Origin of the sequence: Micromonospora sp. DT178, from assembly GCF_049841695.1 — a bacterium.
Lineage (GTDB): Bacteria > Actinomycetota > Actinomycetes > Mycobacteriales > Micromonosporaceae > Micromonospora.
This window is the reverse complement of sequence record NZ_JBNCKV010000001.1, coordinates 371,402-390,949: the sequence shown is the minus strand read 5'-3', so window position 1 is coordinate 390,949 and position 19,548 is coordinate 371,402. Positions and strand designations below refer to the sequence as shown.

The following is a 19,548-nucleotide window of genomic DNA, read 5'->3' as shown; positions in this document are numbered from 1 at the left end:
CCGGAACGGGCGCACCGGCGGCGCGCGCGGCCACCGGCGCACCTCCGGAAGGCCCTTTCCGGCACCGACGCGCCCAGGGTGATCCTGATCCCATCATGCCCTCGCGCGGGGCACCGGCACGCCGGCCCGCCCGCCCGCCGCCGCCGCGCCGGTGCCGACCGGGCGCCGCCCGCCCCGCCGAGCCGCGCCCGCCGGCCCGGCCACGCCGGGTCGCTCGCGCGGGGCGGGCCGTAGGGTGGGCCGGTGAGCACAGGCGAGGTGGGGCGGAGCACGTCCGAGGAGCCGTGGCCGGTCCGGGTGGTCAGCCAGAAGGTCGGCGCCTGGATCGCCCGGCTGGGCTGGGTGTGGGTGGACGGGCAGGTGGCGCAGATCAGCCGCCGGCCCGGCGCCAGCACCGTCTTCCTCACGCTGCGGGACCCGTCGGCCGACCTGAGCCTGACGGTCACCACCAACCGGGACGTGCTGGACGTCGGCGCGCCCGAGCTGCGCGAGGGCGCCCGGGTGGTGCTGCACGCCAAGCCGGAGTTCTACGCCGCCCGGGGCACGCTGAGCCTGCGCGCCGACGAGATCCGGCAGGTCGGCCTCGGCGAGCTGCTGGCCCGGCTGGAGAAGCTGAAGAAGCTGCTCGCGGCCGAGGGGCTGTTCGACCGGGCGCGCAAGCGCCGGCCGCCGTTCCTGCCCAACCGGGTCGGGCTGATCACGGGCCGCGCCTCGGCCGCCGAGCGCGACGTGCTGACCAACGCCCGCCGGCGCTGGCCGGCGGTGGAGTTCCGCACGGTGAACGTGGCCGTGCAGGGGCCGAGCGCCGTGCCGCAGATCGTCGACGCCCTCAAGGTGCTGGACGCCGACCCGACCGTCGACGTGATCGTCATCGCCCGGGGCGGGGGCGGCATCGAGGACCTGCTGCCCTTCTCCGACGAGGCGCTCTGCCGGGCCGTCTTCGCCTGCCGCACTCCGGTGGTCAGCGCGATCGGCCACGAGACCGACGCGCCGCTGGTCGACTACGTCGCCGACGTACGTGCGTCGACGCCGACCGACGCCGCCAAGCGCGTGGTTCCGGACCTCACCGAGGAGGTGCGCGTCATCCGGCAGGCCCGGCACCGCCTCGAACGCGCGGTGCGCAACCTGGTGGACCGCGAGTCGCACCGGCTCGACGGCCTGCGCTCCCGACCGGTGCTGGCCCGCCCGCAGGTGATGGTCGACCAGCGGCTCGCCGACCTGACCGGGCTGCGCCAGCGGGCCGGGCGCTGCCTGGACCACCGGCTCGCCGCCGCCGACGACGACCTGCGGCACACCCTGGCCCGGCTGCGCGCCCTCTCCCCCGCCGCGACCCTCGACCGGGGCTACGCGATCGTCCAGCGCGCCGACGGCCATGTTGTGCGCGCGGCGTCCGAGGTCGGCAAGGGCGACCCGCTCCGGGTACGCCTCGCCGACGGCGAGCTGGCCGCGACGGTCGACGGCTGAGCGGGGACGGGATCACGATGTGGTGGGATGGCCGCGATGACTGACGAGAAGAAGGACGAACGGCTCAGCTACGAGCAGGCCCGCGCCGAGCTGGCGTCGGTGGTCGAGCGGCTGGAGACCGGCGGTACGACGCTGGAGGAGTCACTGGCGCTCTGGGAGCGCGGCGAGAAGCTCGCCGACACCTGCCAGCGCTGGCTCGACGGCGCCCGCGCCCGCATCGACGCCGCCCGCCAGGACCCCGCCTCCTGACCCACCCCCGCGCGTCGATCATGGAGTTGTGGTGGGCGATACAGGGCAGTTTGCACCTTGTGTCACCCACCACAACTGCGTGATCCACGAGGCGGGGGCGGGGTGGGTCAGTTGAAGAGGTTGTAGAGCTCCGCCGGGGCCTCCACGACCTGGTCGGCCGGCGGCTTCTGGGCGGCGGTGGCGCTGCCGTAGTCCGAGTACGTGATCCGGATGTCCTGCGCCTTGGTCTGGCCGGCGGCCGGGATCTGGATGACCATCTCGCTGAGCCGGCCCTGCGGGTCGAGCTTCGCGGTGAACGGCACCGACTTGGCCTGCGCCCCGAGGGCCGTGATCACCGTCGGGTCCACCGAGCCCGCCTCCGCCGCCTTCGACACGTCGATCGTGCCGGCGTACGCGCCCTCGCCCGTCTGACGCACCTCCGTGATGCCCTGCGTCAGCACCTCGCTGCCGGCGGGGTCGACCTTGTCGAAGTCGAAGCCGAGGTTGCGGTTGCCCTTGATCCGGGTCTGGTCCAGGTGCTGGTACTTGCCGAGGTTGAGCTTCTGCACTCCCGGCACGCTGCTGGCGGTCGTGCCGCCGAGTTCGACCTTCACCCAGCTGTCGGGCTTGTAGTGGACGAGGTCGAGCTTCATGAACAGGTCGTCGGTCGGCTTGCCGATCGTCACCCGCATCTCGGCGCTCTGGGTCGGCTCGTGCACCCGTCCCTCGGCCGTCGAGCCGACGCCGGACATGGTGAACCGGAAGTTGCCGTTGCTGATCTCACGGGTGGAGGCCAGCAGCGCCTGCTTGGCGTCACCGGACGCCGGGGCCGCGCTGCCGGAGGCCGCGGGCGTACCGGAGGCCGAGACGGACGGGGAGGCGGACGAGCCCGCCGTCGGGGTCCCGGAGGCGTTGCAGGCGGCCAGACCGGGAGTGAACAGGGCGGCGGCCACCAGGCCGGCGCTCAGGCGTCGAACAGTCATACGTGTCTCCCACGTGGGTCACCCGACGCACCTGGCGGCGGCCGGAAACCGGGCGGCGCACCACGTCGGCTGCGCCGCGCGAACCCCCTGAGGCCGGCTGCCGGGGCGACCGGTCCGGGTCCGCCCCACTCCTGTTCCCTGTCGCCGCGTCGCACAATCACCGGGATGTCCGGTTGCCCCGGACGGGTGACCCCGGAACGCGGAAACGGGGCGGCCGAGGCCGCCCCGTTTCCGTCGTGCCGGTGCTACTTCTTGAACATCTCGTACGTCTCGGGGGACGCCTCGACCACCTTGTCGGCCGGCGGCTTCTGCGCGGCGGTGGCGTTGCCGTAGTCCGCGTACGTGACCTTGATGTCGTGCGCCTTGGTCTCGCCGGCGCCCGGCACCGAGATGACCAGCTCGGTGAGCCGGCCCTCCGCGTCCACCTTGGCGGTGAAGGGCAGCGCCTTGGCCTGCGCGCCGAGGGCCTTGACCGTGTCGGCGTCCAGGGCGGAGGACTCGGTCGCGGCGGACGCGTCGAGCTTGCCGGCGTAGCTGCCCTCGGCGGTCTTCTGCACCTCGGTGATGCCCTTGGTCAGCGCTGCGCTGCCGGCCGGGTCGACCTCCTCCATGTAGCGGCTGAGCTCACCGGCGCCCTTGACCTTGGACTGGTCGAGGTGCTGGTACTTGCCCTTCATCTTGTCCGCGCCCGGAATCATGGCGCCCAGCTCGCCGAGGTCGAGCATCACCCAGCTGTCCGGCTGGATGAAGATCAGCTCCATGCCCATCGACGTGCCGGAGCCGTCGTCGAACTTCATGGAGAACTGGGCGCTGTTGCTGGGCTTGTGGACCAGGCCCTTGCCGCTCAGTCCGTCACCGGCCAGGGTGAAGGTGAAGTTGCCCTTCTCGATCTCCTTGGTGGAGGCGAGCAGCGCCTCCTTCGGGTCGGCGGGCACGGCCGACGTTGCCGAGCCCGCGTCGGCCGGCGCGGGACCGTCCGACTTGCAGGCGGCCAGGCCGGGAACGAGCAGGGTGGCGGCGAGCACGCCGACGCTCCACCGTCGAATGTTCACAGTTGTCTCTCTTCGTAAAACGGTAAGCACCCGGCGGACTTCAGCCACCGGGCAGTGAGCCGGGGCAGCGTAGCCGATCCGACCGACACTCGGGGGGCGGTTTCCGGCCGCCTACCGGATCGCGGTGGCCAGGTGTCGCAGCTCGTTGTCCCGGGCGTCGCCGACCACGATCACGGTCCGGTTCGGTTCGAGCAGGACCAGCGCCTGCTCGTTGCCCCGGGCGGTGTACCGCTGCCAGGTGCGCCCGCCCAGGTCCGTCTGGCCCTGCGGCTGTCCCTCGGCGGTCAGCTCGGTCGGCAGCAGCCGCTCCGGCGGCACGCTGCTCTGCACCATCTGGGCGGCCCGCCCCTCCGGCGTGAGATAGCCGAGCCGGAGGCTCGACCCACCCTCGACGGTCTGGAATTTCGCGCTGACCGTGCGCCAGCCGTCGCCCAGCTCCGCCGGCTCGCTGACCGGGAAGGCGTTGGCGGCCCGCGCCGATTCGAGGGCGGGCGCCGGGTCGACGGTCGTCGGCTGGTCGCCGCCGAGGAACCCCCGGTAGAAGGCCAGCAGCAGGGCGATCGGGATCAGCAGCACGAGCAGCGAGATCGCCATGTCCTTCGGCGAGCGCTCCGACTTGCGGGTGTCGATCCCGGGCGGCGGCGCGGGCTGCTCGCCCGTCTCCGCCCCGCCATCGGGCGGGGCCGCCCCGGGGGCGCCGGCGGGTTCGACCAGCGCCGGCTCCCCCTCCGGTACGGCGGCGGCCCGGCTCGGGGCGACCGGCGGCTGGCCGTCCGGCGGCGTCGAGTCGGCGGGTACGCGATCGGCAGGCTGTGCGGCTTCCACCCCACCATCTTCGCAGCCGCCCGACCGGCCGTATCCGGGCCATCACCGCCCCGACCCCGCGCCGGGTGAGCGATCGTGTGAGGATCAGCGACAAACCCGGCAGCGGCGACGCCGCACCCTGCCGCCCCGCAACGTCGCGAGGAGGAGCCGTCATGACGAACACCAGGACGCGGATCCCACAGGATCTCGACCGCAACCTCGCCCTCGACCTGGTCCGGGTCACCGAGGCCGCGGCGATGGCCGCCGGTCGCTGGGTCGGTCGGGGCGACAAGGAGGGCGGCGACGGAGCCGCGGTCGACGCGATGCGCAAGCTGATCAACTCGATCCCCATGCGGGGCGTCGTGGTGATCGGCGAGGGTGAGAAGGACAACGCCCCGATGCTCTTCAACGGCGAGCACGTCGGCGACGGCACCGGCCCGGAGGTGGACGTCGCCGTCGACCCCGTCGACGGCACCACGCTGATGAGCAAGGGCATGCCGAACGCGGTGGCGGTGCTCGCCGTCTCCGAGCGGGGTGCGATGTTCGATCCGAGCGCGGTCTTCTACATGGAGAAGCTCGCCGTCGGACCGGCGTACGCCGACGTGGTGGACATCAACGCCGGGGTGGCCGAGAACCTGCGCCGGATCGCCAAGGTCAAGGGCACGGACGTCTCCGAGGTCACGGTCTGCGTGCTGGACCGTAGCCGTCACGACGACCTGGTCACGCAGATCCGCCGGACCGGGGCGGGCATCCGGTTCATCTCGGACGGCGACATCGCCGGTTCCATCGCGGCGGCCCGCGGCGAGTCGGACGTCGACGTGCTGATGGGCATCGGCGGCACCCCCGAGGGCATCATCTCGGCCTGCGCGCTGAAGTGCATGGGCGGGGCGATGCAGGCCAAGCTCTGGCCGCGCGACGCCGAGGAGCGGGAGAAGGCGCTCGCCGCCGGGCACGACCTGGACCGGGTGCTCACGACCGACGACCTCGTCACCGGGGACAACTGCTTCTTCGTGGCCACCGGCGTCACCTCCGGCGACCTGCTGCGGGGCGTGCGCTACCGGGCCGGCGGCGCGTACACGCAGTCGATCGTCATGCGCTCGAAGAGCGGCACCATCCGGGTCATCGACTCGTACCACCGGCTGGAGAAGCTCGCCCTCTACTCGGCGGTCGACTTCGACGGCCGCCCCCTGGCCGAGCAGGAGTGAGCGTCGCCGGGACGCTGGCGCCGGCCCCGTCGGCGGCCCGCCGGATCACCGGCGTGGGCCTCGCGACCGCCTCCGGGCTGGCCGTGGCCGTGCAGTCCCGGATCAACGGCGAGTTGGGCGTACGCCTGGCCGACGGGATCGCCGCCGCGGTCGTCTCGTTCGGGCTGGGCCTGCTGGTGCTGCTGGTGCTGGTCCCCGCCACCCCGGGTGGGCGGCGGGGGCTGGTCGCCCTGCGCGGCGCGCTCGCCGACGGCACGTTGCGGCCGTGGCAGTGCCTCGGCGGGGCGTGCGGCGCGCTCCTGGTCGCCGCCCAGGGGCTGACCATCGGCACCCTCGGCGTGGCGGTCTTCACCGTCGCGGTGGTCGCCGGCCAGTCCGGCAGCAGCCTGGCCGTCGACCGGGCCGGGATCGGCCCGGGCGGTCCCCAGCCGGTCACCGGCCGGCGGCTGGCCGGCGCGGCGCTGACCGTGGTGGCGGTCCTGCTGGCCGTCGGCGACCGGCTCGGCGACCCGGGCACCCTCGGGCTGGCCCTGCTGCCGCTGCTCGCCGGGGTGGCCATCGCCTGGCAGCAGGCGGTCAACGGCCGGGTACGGATGGCCGCCGGCAGCGCGCTGACCGCCACGCTTGTCAACTTCTCCGTCGGTACGGTGGCCCTGCTGGTCGCCTTCGCCGTCGACCTCGCGCTCCGGGGCTGGCCGGCGGGCGGCGCGCCAGCCGAGCCGTGGCTCTACCTGGGCGGGCCGATCGGGATCGTGTTCATCGCGATCGCCGCGGCGATCGTCCGGTTCACCGGCGTGCTGCTGCTCGGTCTGGCCACCATCGCCGGGCAGATCGTCGGCGCCGTACTGCTGGACCTGCTGCTGCCCACGGCGGCCTCCCGCCCGGGGGCGGTCACCCTGCTCGGCGCGGCGCTGACCCTGGTCGCGGTGGGCGTCGCCGCCCTCGCGCCGACCGCGCCCCGGCCCTCGGTCCGCTGACCGTCGCCGACCGCGCCCGGCGGCCAGGGAACCGCCGGCCGGGCCCCGCGCCACACACCGGCGGCGGGATCAGCGGGGCGGCCAGGCGGGGCCCGTTGGCCAGGGCGGGTCGGCCCGGTGGGCGGGCGCCGTGACCAGCCGGGCCGCCCGCCAGCCCAGCAGCAGCCCCGGCGCGGTGGCCGCCACGGCGAGCAGCAGCGCGGTGTGGCTGTACGCGGGTCGCCCGTAGAGCCAGCCGACCAGCGGCAGCGCGGCCAGCGCCAGGGCCAGCGCGGCGGCCAGCAGCACCTCCAGCGTCCACCGCCCCGACTGCTCGGCCGGCGTCCGGACGGACAGCAGCAGCACACCGAGCAGGACTGTGAGCAGGGCGACGACACCCGCCTGCGCGAAGAGCAGCGCGCCCGACCAGACCACGGCCAGCAGCGCCCAGGCGGCGACACCGAGCGCGGCCAGGCAGATCAGCCGCAGGCGGGCGGTGCCGGCCCGCAGCCCCGCCCGCACACCCGACACGGCGAGCACCGACCCGGCCAGCGTGAGCCCCAGGAACAGCGCCAGGAGCGGATCGTCGCGTCGGTCCCCGGGGGTGCTCCGGCCGAGTGCCGGTGGTCGCCCGTCGAACGGATATCCTCCGGCCTCCTCGGATCCGACGAAGCCGAGCCGCTCCCAGCTCCCGTCGGGCCGACGGACGGCGAAGCCGTCCCGGCCGTTGGCCACCAGCACGACGTGCCGGCCGTCGCCGGTGTCCCGCACCGTCAGCTCCTGCGCGGCGATCCGCTCCCCGCGCGGCCCCGGATCCGGGTACTGCCGGCGGAGCACGGCCCGCTGCGCCTCGGTCGCCCCCCAGGCCGGACGCCAGCTGCGACCCGCGTCGTCGCTCTGCTCCACGGCGAGCCGGCCGGGGACCACCCGGTAGCAGCGCGTCGGCGTGGCGGTCGAGCAGCCCCGGCTGACGGCGCCGGCGACCGGCCCCTTCGCACCGGTCAACGCTTCGACCTCGCCCCGCGTCGGGTCGCGCCACGTCGCCCCGGCGTCGTCACTCACCCGCCAGGCGGGACTGTCGTCGAAGACCTTGTCGGCGTAGCCGTGGCCGATGCCGGCCGCCAACCGTTCGTCGAGGACCGCCGCCCGGACGGCGTCGGGGTGGTGGACGGGGCTGGTGGCCGCCACCGCCAGCGTCGCCGCCGGCAGCAGCACCAGCAGCCGGACCAGCCGGGCGGAGCGCCGTCGCACCGGCTCCCGCCGCGCCCGGGACCAGCTCCACCACGCGACGGCCAGCGCCGGCAGGGCGAGCAGGTCGGTGCCGTCCGCCCGGACCAACGACGGCCCGCTCACGGCGCTCCACGCCGCCGAAGCGACGCCGGCGGCGTACCCGCTGGACTTGACCGCGGTGAACCCGACGGCGACGAGCCCGAGCCCGAGCCCGGCGGCGGCGCGGGCCGGCAGCCGCGGCGCGAGCAGCGCGAGCAGCACCGCGACCAGCGGCGGCGCGAGGACCAGCCCGGCGACGTCGCTGAGCTTGCCGGTCACCGGGCCGGGGAAGGCCGCCTTGAGCAGGTGGTCGTTGGTCACCAGCAGGACGAGGGCGGCGACCGTCGCGGGGTGCCCCAGCCAGGCCAGGGTCGCGGGAGCGCCGTCGCGGCGCGGGGGCGGAGCGCTCATCGGCCCACGATCACAGTCGTTGATCTCGATCCGGCCACGGCCGGGGCAGCATCCGGTACCGGCGCGTCAGGTGCCGTCGGACGAGTGCCCGGGGAACAGGTGCGCGCTCGGGTCGATGGCCACCGCCGCGTTGTTGACCGCCGTGGCGGCCTCGCCGAAGCCGGTCGCGATCAGCCGCACCTTGCCCGGGTACTCGGTGATGTCGCCCGCCGCGAAGACCCTGGGCAGGTTCGTCGCCATCGCGCTGTCGACGACGATGTGCCGGCGGTCCAGCCGCAGCCCCCACTCGGCCAGCGGGCCGAGGTCGGCGGTGAAGCCGAGCGCGGCCACCACCGTGTCCACCGGCAGCAGCTCCGCCGCGCCGCCGCGTACGGTGATCTCGGCGCCGGTGACCGTGCCGTCGCCGTGCAGCCTGGTCACCTCGGCGTTGACGATCACGCGCACCGGCAGCCCCAGCACCCGGGCGACGGTGGCCGCGTGCGCCCGGAACTTCTCCCGCCGGTGCACCACGGTCACCGAGCGGGCCAGCGGCTCGAGCGTCGACGCCCAGTCGAAGGCGGAGTCGCCGCCGCCGACGATCAGCACGTCCCGGTCGGCCAGCTCCGTCGGCTGCGGTACGAAGTAGACGATCCCGGCGCCGGCGAAGTGCTCCGCCACCGGCAGCGGGCGGGGCGTGAAGCTGCCCAGCCCACCGGTGACGATCACCGCCCCGCACCGCAGCTGCCCGCCGCCGGCGAGACCGAGCACCGGCTGCCCGTCGGCGTACGAGAGCTTCTCGGCGCGGGTGCCGAGCAGGTAGCACGGGCCGAAGGGTGCCGCCTGGGCGACGAGGTTGGCCACCAGCTCCCGCCCCTTGACCGCCGGGAAGCCGGCCACGTCGTGGATCAGCTTCTCCGGGTACATGGCGGTGATCTGGCCGCCGGGCTCGGGCAGCGCGTCGACGACCGCGACGGAGAGCCCACGGAAGCCGGCGTAGTACGCCGCGAACAGCCCGGCCGGGCCGGCCCCGATCACCGCGACATCGACCTCGCGCATGTGCGTACCGTCGCTTTCCGCTCACGGGTCAACGCGTGCTGATCCAGACGGTAGGGCCGGCGGCGCACCCGGGCAAGCACGTCCCACCGGGCCGCACGGCACCGGCGCGTCGGCGCTCAGGGCATGGTGAGCGTGGACTCCGAGCGGTAGGGACCGCCCAGGTCTCCCCGGCGGCGCCGGAAGATGATCGCGGCGACCACCCCGCCGAGCAGCCCGAACAGGTGGCCCTGCCAGGAGATCCGCTCGTCGGTGGGGAGGATGCCGACCAGCTGCCAGCCGTAGAGTAGGCCGACGAGCAGGAAGACCGCGAAGTTCCACCAGCTCCGTTCGACGATGCCCCGGGTCAGCAGGATGCCCAGGTAGCCGAAGATGACGCCGCTCGCGCCGACCACCACCGAGGTCGACGAGCCGGTGAACCACACCCCCAGCCCGCTGACCAGGATGATGACGAGCGTCGACCAGAGGAAGCGGCGGGCGCCGGCGGCGAGCACGAAGGTGCCCAGCAGGATCAGCGGGATGCTGTTGCTGTAGAGGTGGTCGAAGCCGTGGTGCAGGAACGGCGAGAAGAAGACCCCGTCGAGCCCGTCGATGCGCTTCGGGATGATGCCGGCCGTGGCGTCGAGGCCGAACGCGAGCCCCTGGTCGAGGGCCTCGATGAGGAAGAGGAACGGCACCACCGCGCACATGGCGACGAAGGCCCGGCCGAGCGCGGCGTAGAACGCCTCGGTGCCGAACCGGTGCGGGTCGCCGCTTCCCGGGTGCAGGGTCACCCGTCAAGAGCTATCAGGTGTGGGGCGCAGCCGCCACTTCTGCGGCGATCCGTACCCGGAACGACGAGGGCGGGGTGTGTGGACGCCCACACACCCCGCCGTCGGAGGTCGATCAGTACCAGCCCACGTCCTGCGAGTGGGCCCAGGCCTTGCAGGGCGAGCCGTAGCGGCCCTCGATGTAGCCGAGGCCCCACTTGATCTGGGTCGCCGGGTTGGTCTGCCAGTCGTCGGCGACGGAGCCCATCTTGCTGCCCGGCAGCGCCTGCGGGATGCCGTACGCCCCGGACGAGGAGTTGCGGGCCTTGTGGTTCCAGCCGCTCTCCTTGTCCCAGAGCTTGTTCAGGCACGGGAACTGGTCCATCCCGAAGCCGGCCTTCACCATGAGCGCGCAGCCGACCTCGCGGTTGCCGCTGAACTCGGCGCAGGACGCCGGGATCGGCCCCTCGTACGGCTTGCTCTCGGCAGCCTTCTCGGCTGCGGCCTTGGCGGCGGCCTCGCGGGCCTTCTTCCGCGACGCGGCGGCGGCCTCGGCCTCGCGGGCGCGCTTGGCGGCCTCCTTCGCCGCCGCGGCGGCGCGCAGCTTCGCCTGGTACTCGGCGGTCCGCTGCTTCGCGGACTGCACCTGCTGGGCGGCCTGCCGCTCGCGCTGGTACTCGAACTCGGCCTGCTCGACAGCGACGCCGACCTGTGCGGTCAGGCCCTGCTGCTGGCTCTGTCGGTCTTCGCCCAGGTAGACACCGCCGGCGACGCCCACGGAGAGCAGCGCGACAGCGGCCGTACGGGCGCCGAACCGGCTCCACAGCCGACTCACGAAGTGGTCCCTTCGTCGGGTGCAAGGACACGGCGCGGGGCGGCAACCCGGGTGGGTCGCGTCCGCGTCGCGAGCGCCCCGACCCGGTGCCGGTCGCAGCCGACGTACCCCGGTGGATGCTGGCGCGTCCTGTGACGAACGATCACCAACGATCTTCTCGGTACGTGGGCGCTCGTTGGACACCATTGCGCACGGTGAGGCCGATGGGAAACGAAGAGCCTCTATTGTGACCTGCGCCACAAAGAGAATGCGGACAAACCCCTACATACAGGACGTCATTGGGGGATGTCCTCCAGGAGATCGGTCACCATCGCGGCGATCGGCGAACGCTCCGAACGGCTGAGGGTGACGTGGGCGAAGAGCGGATGGCCCTTGAGCGCCTCGATCACCGCGGTCACCCCGTCGTGCCGGCCGACGCGGAGGTTGTCCCGCTGGGCGACGTCGTGGGTGAGGACCACCCGGGAGCCCTGGCCGATCCGGGAGAGCACCGTGAGCAGCACCCCGCGCTCCAGCGACTGCGCCTCGTCCACGATCACGAAGGCGTCGTGCAGGCTGCGGCCCCGGATGTGCGTCAGCGGCAGCACCTCCAGCAGCCCCCGGGAGGTGACCTCCTCCAGCACGTTCTCGTGCACCACCGCGCCGAGGGTGTCGAAGACCGCCTGCGCCCAGGGCGACATCTTCTCCGACTCCGAGCCGGGCAGATAGCCCAGCTCCTGGCCGCCGACGGCATAGAGCGGGCGGAAGACGATCACCTTCTTGTGCCGGCGGCGCTCCATCACCGCCTCCAGCCCGGCGCAGAGGGCCAACGCCGACTTGCCGGTGCCGGCCCGTCCGCCCAGGGAGACGATGCCCACCGACTCGTCCAGCAGCAGGTCGAGCGCGATCCGCTGCTCGGCCGAGCGACCGTGCAGTCCGAACGCCTCCCGGTCGCCACGGACCAGCCGTACGGTCTTGTCGGGCAGCACCCGGCCCAGCGCGGAGCCCCGGCCCGAGTGCAGCACCAGGCCGGTGTGGCAGGGCAGCCCGGCGGCGGCGTCCAGGTCCAGCGCCTCGCCGGCGTAGAGCTGGCCGATCTGCTCCTCGGCGAGTTCCAGTTCGGCCATCCCGGTCCAGGTGGGGTCGCTGGCCTGGCCGTGCCGGTACTCGTCCGCCCGCAGGCCCACCGAGGCGGCCTTGACCCGCAGCGGCATGTCCTTGCTGACCAGGGTCACCTCCCGCCCCTCGGCGGCGAGGTTCAGCGCGACGGAGAGGATCCGGGTGTCGTTCGAGTCGGTGCGGAACCCCGGCGGCAGCACGCCGTCGTCGGAATGGTTGAGCTCCACCCGCAGCGTGCCGCCGGAGTCGTTGGCGGGCACCGGGCGGTCCAGCCGCCCGTGCCGGACCCGCAGCTCGTCCAGCATGCGCAGGGACTGCCGGGCGAACCAGCCCAGTTCCGGATGGTGCCGCTTGCCCTCCAGTTCGGAGATGACCACGAGGGGCAGGACCACCTCGTGCTCGGCGAAGCGGTGGAAGGCCGCCGGGTCGGACAGGAGCACCGAGGTGTCCAGGACGAACGCCTGGCCCGCTGGTCGGGGCTCCTCGGTGTCGACCGGGGCGGCGGACGCGCCGCGGCGGCTCCGGGTGGCGCGGCGGGTCGTGGCAGTCGCGGCCGGGGTCTGGTCGGTCCCGGCGGGCGTACGGCGAGTCGTCACAGGCCTGCTCCGACGGATGGGCACCCGCCACCCGTGTTCCGCCTCCTCCGGTGCCCGGGGACACGGGGTCGGATGCGGAACCCCGTGCGCGAGGTCGCAGATCCGGGCGGACCGGCTGGCCCGGGAGAACCCCGTGCCATGCCTAGACGCTAGCCGCGTCGGACCCCGTCGGCTAGAGGGCGGAGGTGGATCTCCGGGGACCGGCGGGTGAACTCGGCCGGCGGCGGAACCGGCCGGGATGCATGCCCCCTGCGCGCATCCCGGCCGGTGGGACCACCGTCACCGGTCTGACGTGGTCCCGACGGTGCGTGTCCGCCGCGGACGACGCACCGCGTCCTGGTTCCGGTCGACGGGGCCTCGGGCTCCCCGTCGACCGGGGTTCAACCGGTCCGCCGGACCAGGGTGCCGGTCGGGTGCCGCCCGGCGACCGGGGCGACCGGCGCCGAGAACGACGAGCCGGTGTACGTGGTGCCGGGCCGCACCACCGTGCCGGTGACCCGGGTGGTGGCGGCGGGCGACGGGCCGGCCAGGGCGGAGGCGATGGCGGCCTGGGCGTCGCGGCGCCGCCGGTTCCACGCCCCCCGGTCGCCGTCGAAGTAGCCCTGCCGGTAGCCGAACCGGTAGCCGATCCGGTAGCTGAGCTGACCGTGTAGCCGCCCGGCCGCGTAGCTCGTGGCGCCGAGGACGAGGACGAGGAAGACGGCGAGGAAGGGGCTCATCCGGCGGCTCCGGTGCGCCGCGGGTCCCGGGTCATCGCTCCTCCGGCTCGGTCGACGTGGGCTCGGCGACCAGGAGCCGGTCCAGGTCGTCGGTGCTGACCTCCTCGACCAGCTCGACGCTGATCCGGCAGCCGTCCAGGACGACCTCGGCCACGGAGGAGCGGCGGATCTCCCCGCCGGCGTCGTACACGCGGACGCTGACCTCGGGGCAGCCGAGGTGGGTACGCCAGGCGTCCCACTCGGTGCGGTCGCCGACGCTGAGTGACAGGTAACGGCAGCCCCGGGCGAGGTAGAGCCGCCATGGCGCGCTCAGGCCCGTGGCCACCCCCTCCGCGATCAGGCCGAAGGCCTGGGCACGGGTGGCTAGCTCGGTCACCACACCCCCCTCGCGCCGGGGGCGTGACGCATGTGAGCACTGATCGTCTCATGCACGTGACACACCGTAGATTGTCTCATGGGCGTGACAGTATCAGCTTTTCGTCCGTTTACGACGACCTCTACGGGCATCTATTCTGCCCAGGTGACACCCCTCAGGAGCGGTGCCGGATCGTTTACCGGCGCCTCGACAGCTACGTCACGTCCGCGTGACAACAGCGTGCCAGGACACGCACCGGTGGACGGATGGTCGTACCGTCACCGAGTGACCGAGACGGCCAACGCACGGAAGATCGCCTTCGCCACCTTCGTCCGGAGGGCGCTCGACGAGGCCCGGGCCACCCGGGCATGGAGCGGCACCGAGGTGTCCCGTCGCACCGGCGTCTCCCGGCAGACCATCAACCGCTGGGTCCGGGGCGACTGGGCGAGCGACCCGGAGGCCGAGCGCGTGGTCGCGTTCTGCGAGGGCCTCGGCCTCAGCCCGGCGACCGCCTTCGCCGCGCTGGGCTGGGAACGGGCGACCGCCCCGCGCAACACCCCGGCCCCGCCGCCGATGGACCCGGACGTGGAGGCGCTGCTGCGGCGGCTCGTGGACCCCGACGTCTCCGACGCGGAGAAGTTCCACATCCGGGAAACCATCAGATATCTCGCGTACCGCCCCACACTCCCGGTCGATGTCCGAAAACGAGGGAAACAGGCCGGCTAGTTCCTCAGATGGCGAAAGAACGGCAGGTCAGACTCATTCGTTTCGCTCCGGGGCCGGAACGGGCGCGCTAGCGTCCGTACTCGTACTGCTTGGGCTCGTCGTCGGCGGGGGGACGGGACAAGGCCGAACCCAGCCCTGCGGGACAGAAGGAGGGGTCTGTCCATGACCCTGAAGTGGATGGCAGTCGTGATCGCCACCGTGTCGCTGACACTGGGCGTGACCGGAAACGTGGTGACCCTGGCGGTCAACGGCGGGCAGCTTCCCCTGCTCGTCAACCTCGTCGCGCTCACCTGTGCCGGCACCGCGGTGATCCTGGCCGTGGTCGCCGAGCTGCACCACCGGCTCGACGACCGGGTCAGCGCGCTGACCGAGTTCCTGGTCAACAAGCTGCAGGAGATCGAGGACCGCACCGGTGACCGCAACAGCGGATTCGTCGAGGGTTACCTGCTCAACCACGGCCAGGACGCCGCCGTCGTGCCGTTCGGCCGGCGGGGACGGGGAGCCGCCGAACGCTGACCGTCGGGCCCGCCACATCCCGACCGCGCGCCCCCGGGGCGCCGGCCGGAGCCACCTCTCGGCCGGGGGTTGAGCCGCCCCGCCCGGGGTACGCTGTCGCGCGTGCCGCCGTTGAATCTGGGCAACCAGCAGCCGAGGATCCCGTTGGACGCCGACCAGGCCTGGCGGACGACCGCCGGGAGGTCGGCCGGGACCGTGCTCTTCTTCGACTTCGACGGCACCCTGGCGCCGGTCGACGACGATCCCACCGCCGTGCGCCCCGCCCCGAAGGTGCTGGCGGCGATCGAGGCGCTCGCCCCGGTCGTCCGGCGGATCGCGATCGTCTCCGCGCGTCCGGTCGACTTCCTCCGCGACCACCTCGGTGGCCTCGCCGGCGTCGACCTGTACGGGCTCTACGGCCTGGAGCACAGCCACTCCGGCGGCGAGACCGTGACGGAGCCGGCGGCCCTGCCCTGGGTGCCCACCATGGCGGAGCTGGCCGACCTGGCCCGGGCCGAGCTGCCCGAGGGCGCGCTGGTGGAGTACAAGCGGCTCTCCGTGGCGCTGCACTGGCGCACCGCGCCGCAGCTCGGCGCGGCCGTGGAGCGGTGGGGCCGGGCCCAGGCCGAGCGGCTCGGGCTCAGGGTCCAGGCCGGGCGGATGGTGCTGGAGCTCAAGCCCCCGGTCGACCGCGACAAGGGCATGGTCATCGACGAGATCGTCCGGGACGCCGAGGGCGCCTGGTACTTCGGCGACGACGTCTCCGACATCAAGGCGTTCGCCGCGCTGCGGGCCCGGGCCGCCGCCGATCCGCACTTCTTCGGCGTCTGCGTCGCCGTCGCCAACCCTGAGACGGGCCACGAGGTCGCGGAGGCCGCCGACCTGACCCTGGACTCCCCCGCCGCCCTCGGCGCGTTCCTCACCGACGCCACCCGACACCTCACCTGACGCGCTCCCGGCCGGCCGGGGCGACGCACCTACGACCGGCCGGGCCGGCGAGGCGTTCCGGGTCGGTCAGGCGCCGTAGCGGCGCTGGCGGTTGGCGTACGAACGCAGGGCGCGCAGGAAGTCGATGTGCCGGAACTCCGGCCAGTTGAGTTCGCAGAAGTAGAACTCCGAGTGCGCCGACTGCCACAGCATGAAGCCGGAGAGGCGCTGCTCGCCGCTGGTGCGGATGACCAGGTCGGGATCGGGCTGGCCCCGGGTGTAGAGGTGCTCGGCGATGTGCTCGACGTCCAGCACCTCGGCCAGTTCCTCGAGGGTGCCGCCGGTGGCGGCGTACTCCAGCAGCAGCGACCGCACCGCGTCGGTGATCTCCCGCCGGCCGCCGTAGCCGACCGCGATGTTGACCTCGGTCCCGCCGCTGCGGTCCCGGGTGCGTTCCTCGGCGGCCTTCAGCGCGGCGGCGGTCGAGGCCGGGAGCAGGTCGAGCGCGCCGACCATCCGCAGCCGCCAGGGATTGCCCTCCTCGGCCAGCTCGACCACCAGATCCTCGATGATCTGGAGCAGCGGGTCGAGTTCCTTGGCCGGTCGGCGCAGGTTGTCGGTGGCCAGGAGATAGAGCGTCACGTGCCCGATGCCGGCCTGGTTGCACCAGCCCAGCATGTGCTTGATCTTGACGGCGCCCATCCGGTGGCCGTCGTTCGGGTCGACGTAGCCCATCTCCCGGGCCCACCTGCGGTTGCCGTCGCACATCACGCCGACGTGCCGGGGCACCGGCTTGCCCGCGAGCTTCGCCGTGAGGCGACGCTCGTACACGGAATAGATCAGGTCCCGCAGAGTCATCACCTTGCAGCGTAGCGACCTGCGCGCCGGATCACCGCCTCGGAGTCCGCTCCCGCGCCGACAGACCGATGCCGATCATGCCCAGCGTGCGGGCGTCGAGCCGCCCGTCGCCCAGCCCCAACTCCACCACCGTCCGGTAGACGCGGTCGTCCCGACCCGCCGCGCGGACCGCCGCGTCGACCACCCGGCGGCGCCGGGCCAGCCAGGCCGCCAGCGAGCTGTGCCGCAGGTGGGTCCCGAGGCGTCGACGCAGCGTCGCCGCGTACCGCCCGGCGGCCCGCTCGGGCGAGCCGGCGGCCGCCGCCCCGGCGAGCGCGCCGGAGAGCAGCGCGTAGAAGATGCCCTCGCCGGTGAACGGGTTGATCAGGGAGAGCGCGTCGCCGGCGAGCAGCAGCCGGCCGCGCCCGGGGGCGGGCCGGTGCGTCGACAGCGGCAGGTGGTGGGCCCGCAGGTCGGTGACCGTGGCCGGGTCCGTGCCGGGCAGCAGCGCGCCGAGCCGGTCGACCAGGTGCGCCCGGGTCAGCGGCTCGCCCCGCAGCACCTCCCCGTACCCCACGTTCGCCCGACCGTCCCCGATCGGGAACGACCAGGCGTACGCCGGCCAGCGCGGCGCCGAGGTGACGATGAGCTGTTCGGGCGGGCCGGGCAGCGCCGGGGCGTACCCCCGGATGGCGAGCGCCAGGTGCCGGTCGGGATTCGGCCGGCTCCCGAGCGCCCGCCGGACCACGGACCCGGCGCCGTCCGCGCCGACCACCGCCCGCGCCGCCAGCGCGCCGTCGAGCACCACCCGGTCCGCCCGGACCTCGACGTGCCGCACCGCGTGCCGGCGCAGCCGCGCGCCGGCCGCGACCGCCGCCGCCACCAGCCGGGCGTCGAAGACCCTCCGGGGCACGGTGTACGCCGGCCGGGGCAGCGCCCGGGCCACGGCGCCGCCGCCCGGACCGACCAGCCGCAGCGCCGGCAGTGGCGCGTACCCGGCCACCGCGTCGGGCACCCCCAGCTCGTCCAGCACGTCCAGCGCGTGCGCGGCGATGCCGTCCCCGCACGCCTTGTCCCTCGGGAAGTCGGACCGGTCCAGCAGCAGCACGCTCGCCCCCGCCCGCCGGGCGGCCAGCGCGGCTGCCGACCCGGCCGGACCGGCCCCCACCACCACCACGTCGAACTCGTCGCCCACGGACTCGTCGCCCACCGCGTCGCCTCCCACCGCCGGTCCGGCCCTCTAGCCATCCTGCCGCCGGACACGCCCACCGCGTCGAAACCCGCCCGGCACGTCGGCCGGGTCGTCCTGGTGCCGCCGGTGCCGCCGGTGCCGCCGGTGCCGCCGGTGCCGCCGGCGCCGATCCGCACCCGCACCGGCCGCGGGCCCGTGGGATGCCGCCGCGGACCGCCGGGCAGGAACCGGTCGTCCCGGTCCCGGTCCCGGGGCCGAATGGTCGGGGCCGGGGCAAGGGCCGGGGCCGGGGCCGGGGCCGAATGGTCGGGTCTCGCCGGACAGCGCGCCCATGAGGATCCGCTGATGTTCACGTAGCCGGCGATCGCCCCCGGAGTCCCGCCGGTTCCGCCGCCCCGCCGACGGGGCCGACCCCGGACGCAGCTGCCCGCGGACACCGATGTGCAGGCGCTGTCGAGCTGCCCGCACGGATGGGGCAGGGAGTCCGGTGTGCAGGCGCTGTCGAGCTGCCCGCACGGATGGGGCAGGGAGTTCCCGGGTCCGTGGCCGCTGGCGGTCTCATGGACGGGGCAGCTCGACAGCGCGCAAGGGGACCGCCTCCGGCTGGCCACCTCTCCCTGCGGCGGCGACTCACACCCCCGGCGCGCGGACATGACCCGCGACGTCCCTCTCCGGGTTCCCTGCGCCGGCTCCCTGCGCCGGCTCCCTGTGCCGGCTTTTTATGCCGGCTCCCTGCGCCGGCTCTTTATGCCCGCCGAGCGGCGTGTTCGGCGCGGGTGGCGCGCCAGAGGCCGTAGATCGTCAGCGCGGCGGCGGCCACCAGTGGGCCGCCGTCGCGGACCAGCCCGTCCGGGCCGAGCAGCCACCAGCACAGCGGCAGGTCGACGGCGAGCACGATCGCGGTCACGGCCACCAGCAGTGTGCGCGCCCAGCCCTTGCCGCGCATGAGGAAGGCGGTGCAGAAGAGCACCGCGTAGCTGGTCACGATCCCGGCGGCGAACCAGAGCAGCACGGCGGGCACGGCGGCGAGCCGGTCGTCCAGCACCGCACCGCCGGCGACCAGCGCCGGGACCAGCATGAGCGGGCTGTAGGTGAACGCCGCGACCCGGCTGGTGAGCAGCCAACCGCTGACCTCCGGCCGGCGGGGCGGGGTCTCCCGCCAGGAGATGCCCTCCCGGTCGATGACCAGGCGGGGCCGGTGGCGGACCAGGTGCCAGGACACCGCGGGCGAGCGGTAGAGCAGCCAGACCACGGCGGTGCAGAGCACGGTGAGCAGGGCGAACCCGAGCAGGCCCGGCAGCGGCGGCACCCCCTGCCGGGGCACGATCAGCCGGCCGATCGCGAAGACCGTGGTCACCGCCAGGATCAGCCCGAACGGCCGGGCCACGGTCCGGCCCCGACGGACGTGCCCGATCAGCAGCAGGAAGCCGAGCGAACGGAGCATCGCCCAGCCCGTCCGCACCGCCAGCCCGAAGCCCTGCTCCGGGGCGTACCACCAGTTGAGCAGCTCGACCACGACGGTGGCCGCCGCGGTCAGCGCGAGCAGTGCGGTCAGCGCCCGGACGGCGGACGGCCGCCGGACCTCGGTCGCGGCGGCCGTCCTCATGGGATCCGATGA

The 19,548-nt window shown here is 74.1% G+C and carries 20 protein-coding genes; 7 read left to right on the top strand and 13 right to left on the bottom strand.

Going from position 1 to position 19,548, the window contains the following annotated elements; genetic code table 11:
* Window positions 1–243 precede the first annotated feature (243 nt).
* Entirely contained in the window at window positions 244–1,464 is a 1,221-nt protein-coding gene (xseA, locus tag ACLQ22_RS01910; protein ID WP_121396570.1) for an exodeoxyribonuclease VII large subunit, read from the top strand.
* 36 nt (window positions 1,465–1,500) lie between these two features.
* Window positions 1,501–1,713 (top strand): exodeoxyribonuclease VII small subunit, encoded by a 213-nt coding sequence (locus ACLQ22_RS01905; RefSeq protein ID WP_121396571.1) that lies wholly within the window; start codon window positions 1,501–1,503, stop codon window positions 1,711–1,713.
* 107 nt (window positions 1,714–1,820) lie between these two features.
* Here the strand turns inward: ACLQ22_RS01905 and ACLQ22_RS01900 are convergent, their stop codons facing one another.
* The 3 genes from ACLQ22_RS01900 to ACLQ22_RS01890 all read right to left on the bottom strand — a co-directional run bounded on the left by ACLQ22_RS01900 (window position 1,821) and on the right by ACLQ22_RS01890 (window position 4,552).
* Complete coding sequence (locus ACLQ22_RS01900) at window positions 1,821–2,675, bottom strand: hypothetical protein (protein ID WP_121396572.1); 855 nt, start codon at window positions 2,673–2,675, stop codon at window positions 1,821–1,823.
* A gap of 245 nt (window positions 2,676–2,920) precedes the next feature.
* Window positions 2,921–3,727 carry a hypothetical protein gene (locus tag ACLQ22_RS01895; RefSeq protein ID WP_425690761.1) on the bottom strand — a complete coding sequence of 269 codons (807 nt, stop codon included), beginning with the start codon at window positions 3,725–3,727 and terminating at the stop codon, window positions 2,921–2,923.
* Between the two features lie 111 nt (window positions 3,728–3,838).
* A complete protein-coding gene (locus ACLQ22_RS01890) occupies window positions 3,839–4,552 on the bottom strand; it encodes a DUF4245 domain-containing protein (RefSeq protein ID WP_425690760.1) in 714 nt (237 codons plus the stop codon).
* Window positions 4,553–4,704: 152 nt separating this feature from the next.
* On the opposite strand from ACLQ22_RS01890, the gene glpX reads away from it, so the two are divergent.
* Both glpX and ACLQ22_RS01880 read left to right on the top strand, forming a co-directional pair.
* Complete coding sequence (gene glpX / locus ACLQ22_RS01885) at window positions 4,705–5,736, top strand: class II fructose-bisphosphatase (protein ID WP_121396576.1); 1,032 nt, start codon at window positions 4,705–4,707, stop codon at window positions 5,734–5,736.
* A complete protein-coding gene (locus ACLQ22_RS01880) occupies window positions 5,733–6,713 on the top strand; it encodes a DMT family transporter (RefSeq protein ID WP_425690759.1) in 981 nt (326 codons plus the stop codon). Before glpX ends, ACLQ22_RS01880 begins: the two co-directional genes overlap by 4 nt.
* Window positions 6,714–6,782: 69 nt before the next feature.
* Here the strand turns inward: ACLQ22_RS01880 and ACLQ22_RS01875 are convergent, their stop codons facing one another.
* The 7 genes from ACLQ22_RS01875 to ACLQ22_RS01845 all read right to left on the bottom strand — a co-directional run bounded on the left by ACLQ22_RS01875 (window position 6,783) and on the right by ACLQ22_RS01845 (window position 13,774).
* Window positions 6,783–8,372 carry a hypothetical protein gene (locus tag ACLQ22_RS01875; protein WP_425690758.1) on the bottom strand — a complete coding sequence of 530 codons (1,590 nt, stop codon included), beginning with the start codon at window positions 8,370–8,372 and terminating at the stop codon, window positions 6,783–6,785.
* Between the two features lie 66 nt (window positions 8,373–8,438).
* The gene (locus ACLQ22_RS01870) at window positions 8,439–9,407 is read right to left on the bottom strand and encodes an NAD(P)/FAD-dependent oxidoreductase (protein WP_425690757.1); all 969 of its coding nucleotides are present in this window, start codon (window positions 9,405–9,407) and stop codon (window positions 8,439–8,441) included.
* Between the two features lie 116 nt (window positions 9,408–9,523).
* On the bottom strand, window positions 9,524–10,177 hold the full coding sequence (locus tag ACLQ22_RS01865) for a rhomboid family intramembrane serine protease (RefSeq protein WP_425690756.1): 654 nt from the start codon (window positions 10,175–10,177) through the stop codon (window positions 9,524–9,526).
* 112 nt (window positions 10,178–10,289) lie between these two features.
* Window positions 10,290–10,988 (bottom strand): lytic transglycosylase domain-containing protein, encoded by a 699-nt coding sequence (locus ACLQ22_RS01860; RefSeq protein WP_425690755.1) that lies wholly within the window; start codon window positions 10,986–10,988, stop codon window positions 10,290–10,292.
* A gap of 275 nt (window positions 10,989–11,263) precedes the next feature.
* Entirely contained in the window at window positions 11,264–12,679 is a 1,416-nt protein-coding gene (locus tag ACLQ22_RS01855) for a PhoH family protein (RefSeq protein ID WP_121396585.1), read from the bottom strand.
* A 380-nt stretch (window positions 12,680–13,059) separates the two neighbouring features.
* Entirely contained in the window at window positions 13,060–13,398 is a 339-nt protein-coding gene (locus tag ACLQ22_RS01850) for a hypothetical protein (protein WP_121396586.1), read from the bottom strand.
* Between the two features lie 31 nt (window positions 13,399–13,429).
* The gene (locus tag ACLQ22_RS01845) at window positions 13,430–13,774 is read right to left on the bottom strand and encodes a hypothetical protein (RefSeq protein WP_121399059.1); all 345 of its coding nucleotides are present in this window, start codon (window positions 13,772–13,774) and stop codon (window positions 13,430–13,432) included.
* A gap of 264 nt (window positions 13,775–14,038) precedes the next feature.
* On the opposite strand from ACLQ22_RS01845, the gene ACLQ22_RS01840 reads away from it, so the two are divergent.
* The 3 genes from ACLQ22_RS01840 to otsB all read left to right on the top strand — a co-directional run bounded on the left by ACLQ22_RS01840 (window position 14,039) and on the right by otsB (window position 15,922).
* Entirely contained in the window at window positions 14,039–14,479 is a 441-nt protein-coding gene (locus ACLQ22_RS01840) for a helix-turn-helix domain-containing protein (protein ID WP_425690754.1), read from the top strand.
* 162 nt (window positions 14,480–14,641) lie between these two features.
* Complete coding sequence (locus ACLQ22_RS01835) at window positions 14,642–14,995, top strand: hypothetical protein (RefSeq protein ID WP_425690753.1); 354 nt, start codon at window positions 14,642–14,644, stop codon at window positions 14,993–14,995.
* A 102-nt stretch (window positions 14,996–15,097) separates the two neighbouring features.
* Complete coding sequence (gene otsB, locus ACLQ22_RS01830; protein ID WP_425690752.1) at window positions 15,098–15,922, top strand: trehalose-phosphatase; 825 nt, start codon at window positions 15,098–15,100, stop codon at window positions 15,920–15,922.
* Window positions 15,923–15,988: 66 nt separating this feature from the next.
* Here otsB and ACLQ22_RS01825 read toward each other — a convergent pair whose 3' ends face one another.
* From ACLQ22_RS01825 to ACLQ22_RS01815, 3 genes are all read right to left on the bottom strand, one after another.
* Window positions 15,989–16,759 (bottom strand): isoprenyl transferase, encoded by a 771-nt coding sequence (locus tag ACLQ22_RS01825; protein WP_121396592.1) that lies wholly within the window; start codon window positions 16,757–16,759, stop codon window positions 15,989–15,991.
* A 31-nt stretch (window positions 16,760–16,790) separates the two neighbouring features.
* Entirely contained in the window at window positions 16,791–17,948 is a 1,158-nt protein-coding gene (locus ACLQ22_RS01820; protein ID WP_425690751.1) for a geranylgeranyl reductase family protein, read from the bottom strand.
* A gap of 727 nt (window positions 17,949–18,675) precedes the next feature.
* The gene (locus tag ACLQ22_RS01815) at window positions 18,676–19,536 is read right to left on the bottom strand and encodes a hypothetical protein (RefSeq protein WP_425690750.1); all 861 of its coding nucleotides are present in this window, start codon (window positions 19,534–19,536) and stop codon (window positions 18,676–18,678) included.
* Window positions 19,537–19,548 lie beyond the last annotated feature (12 nt).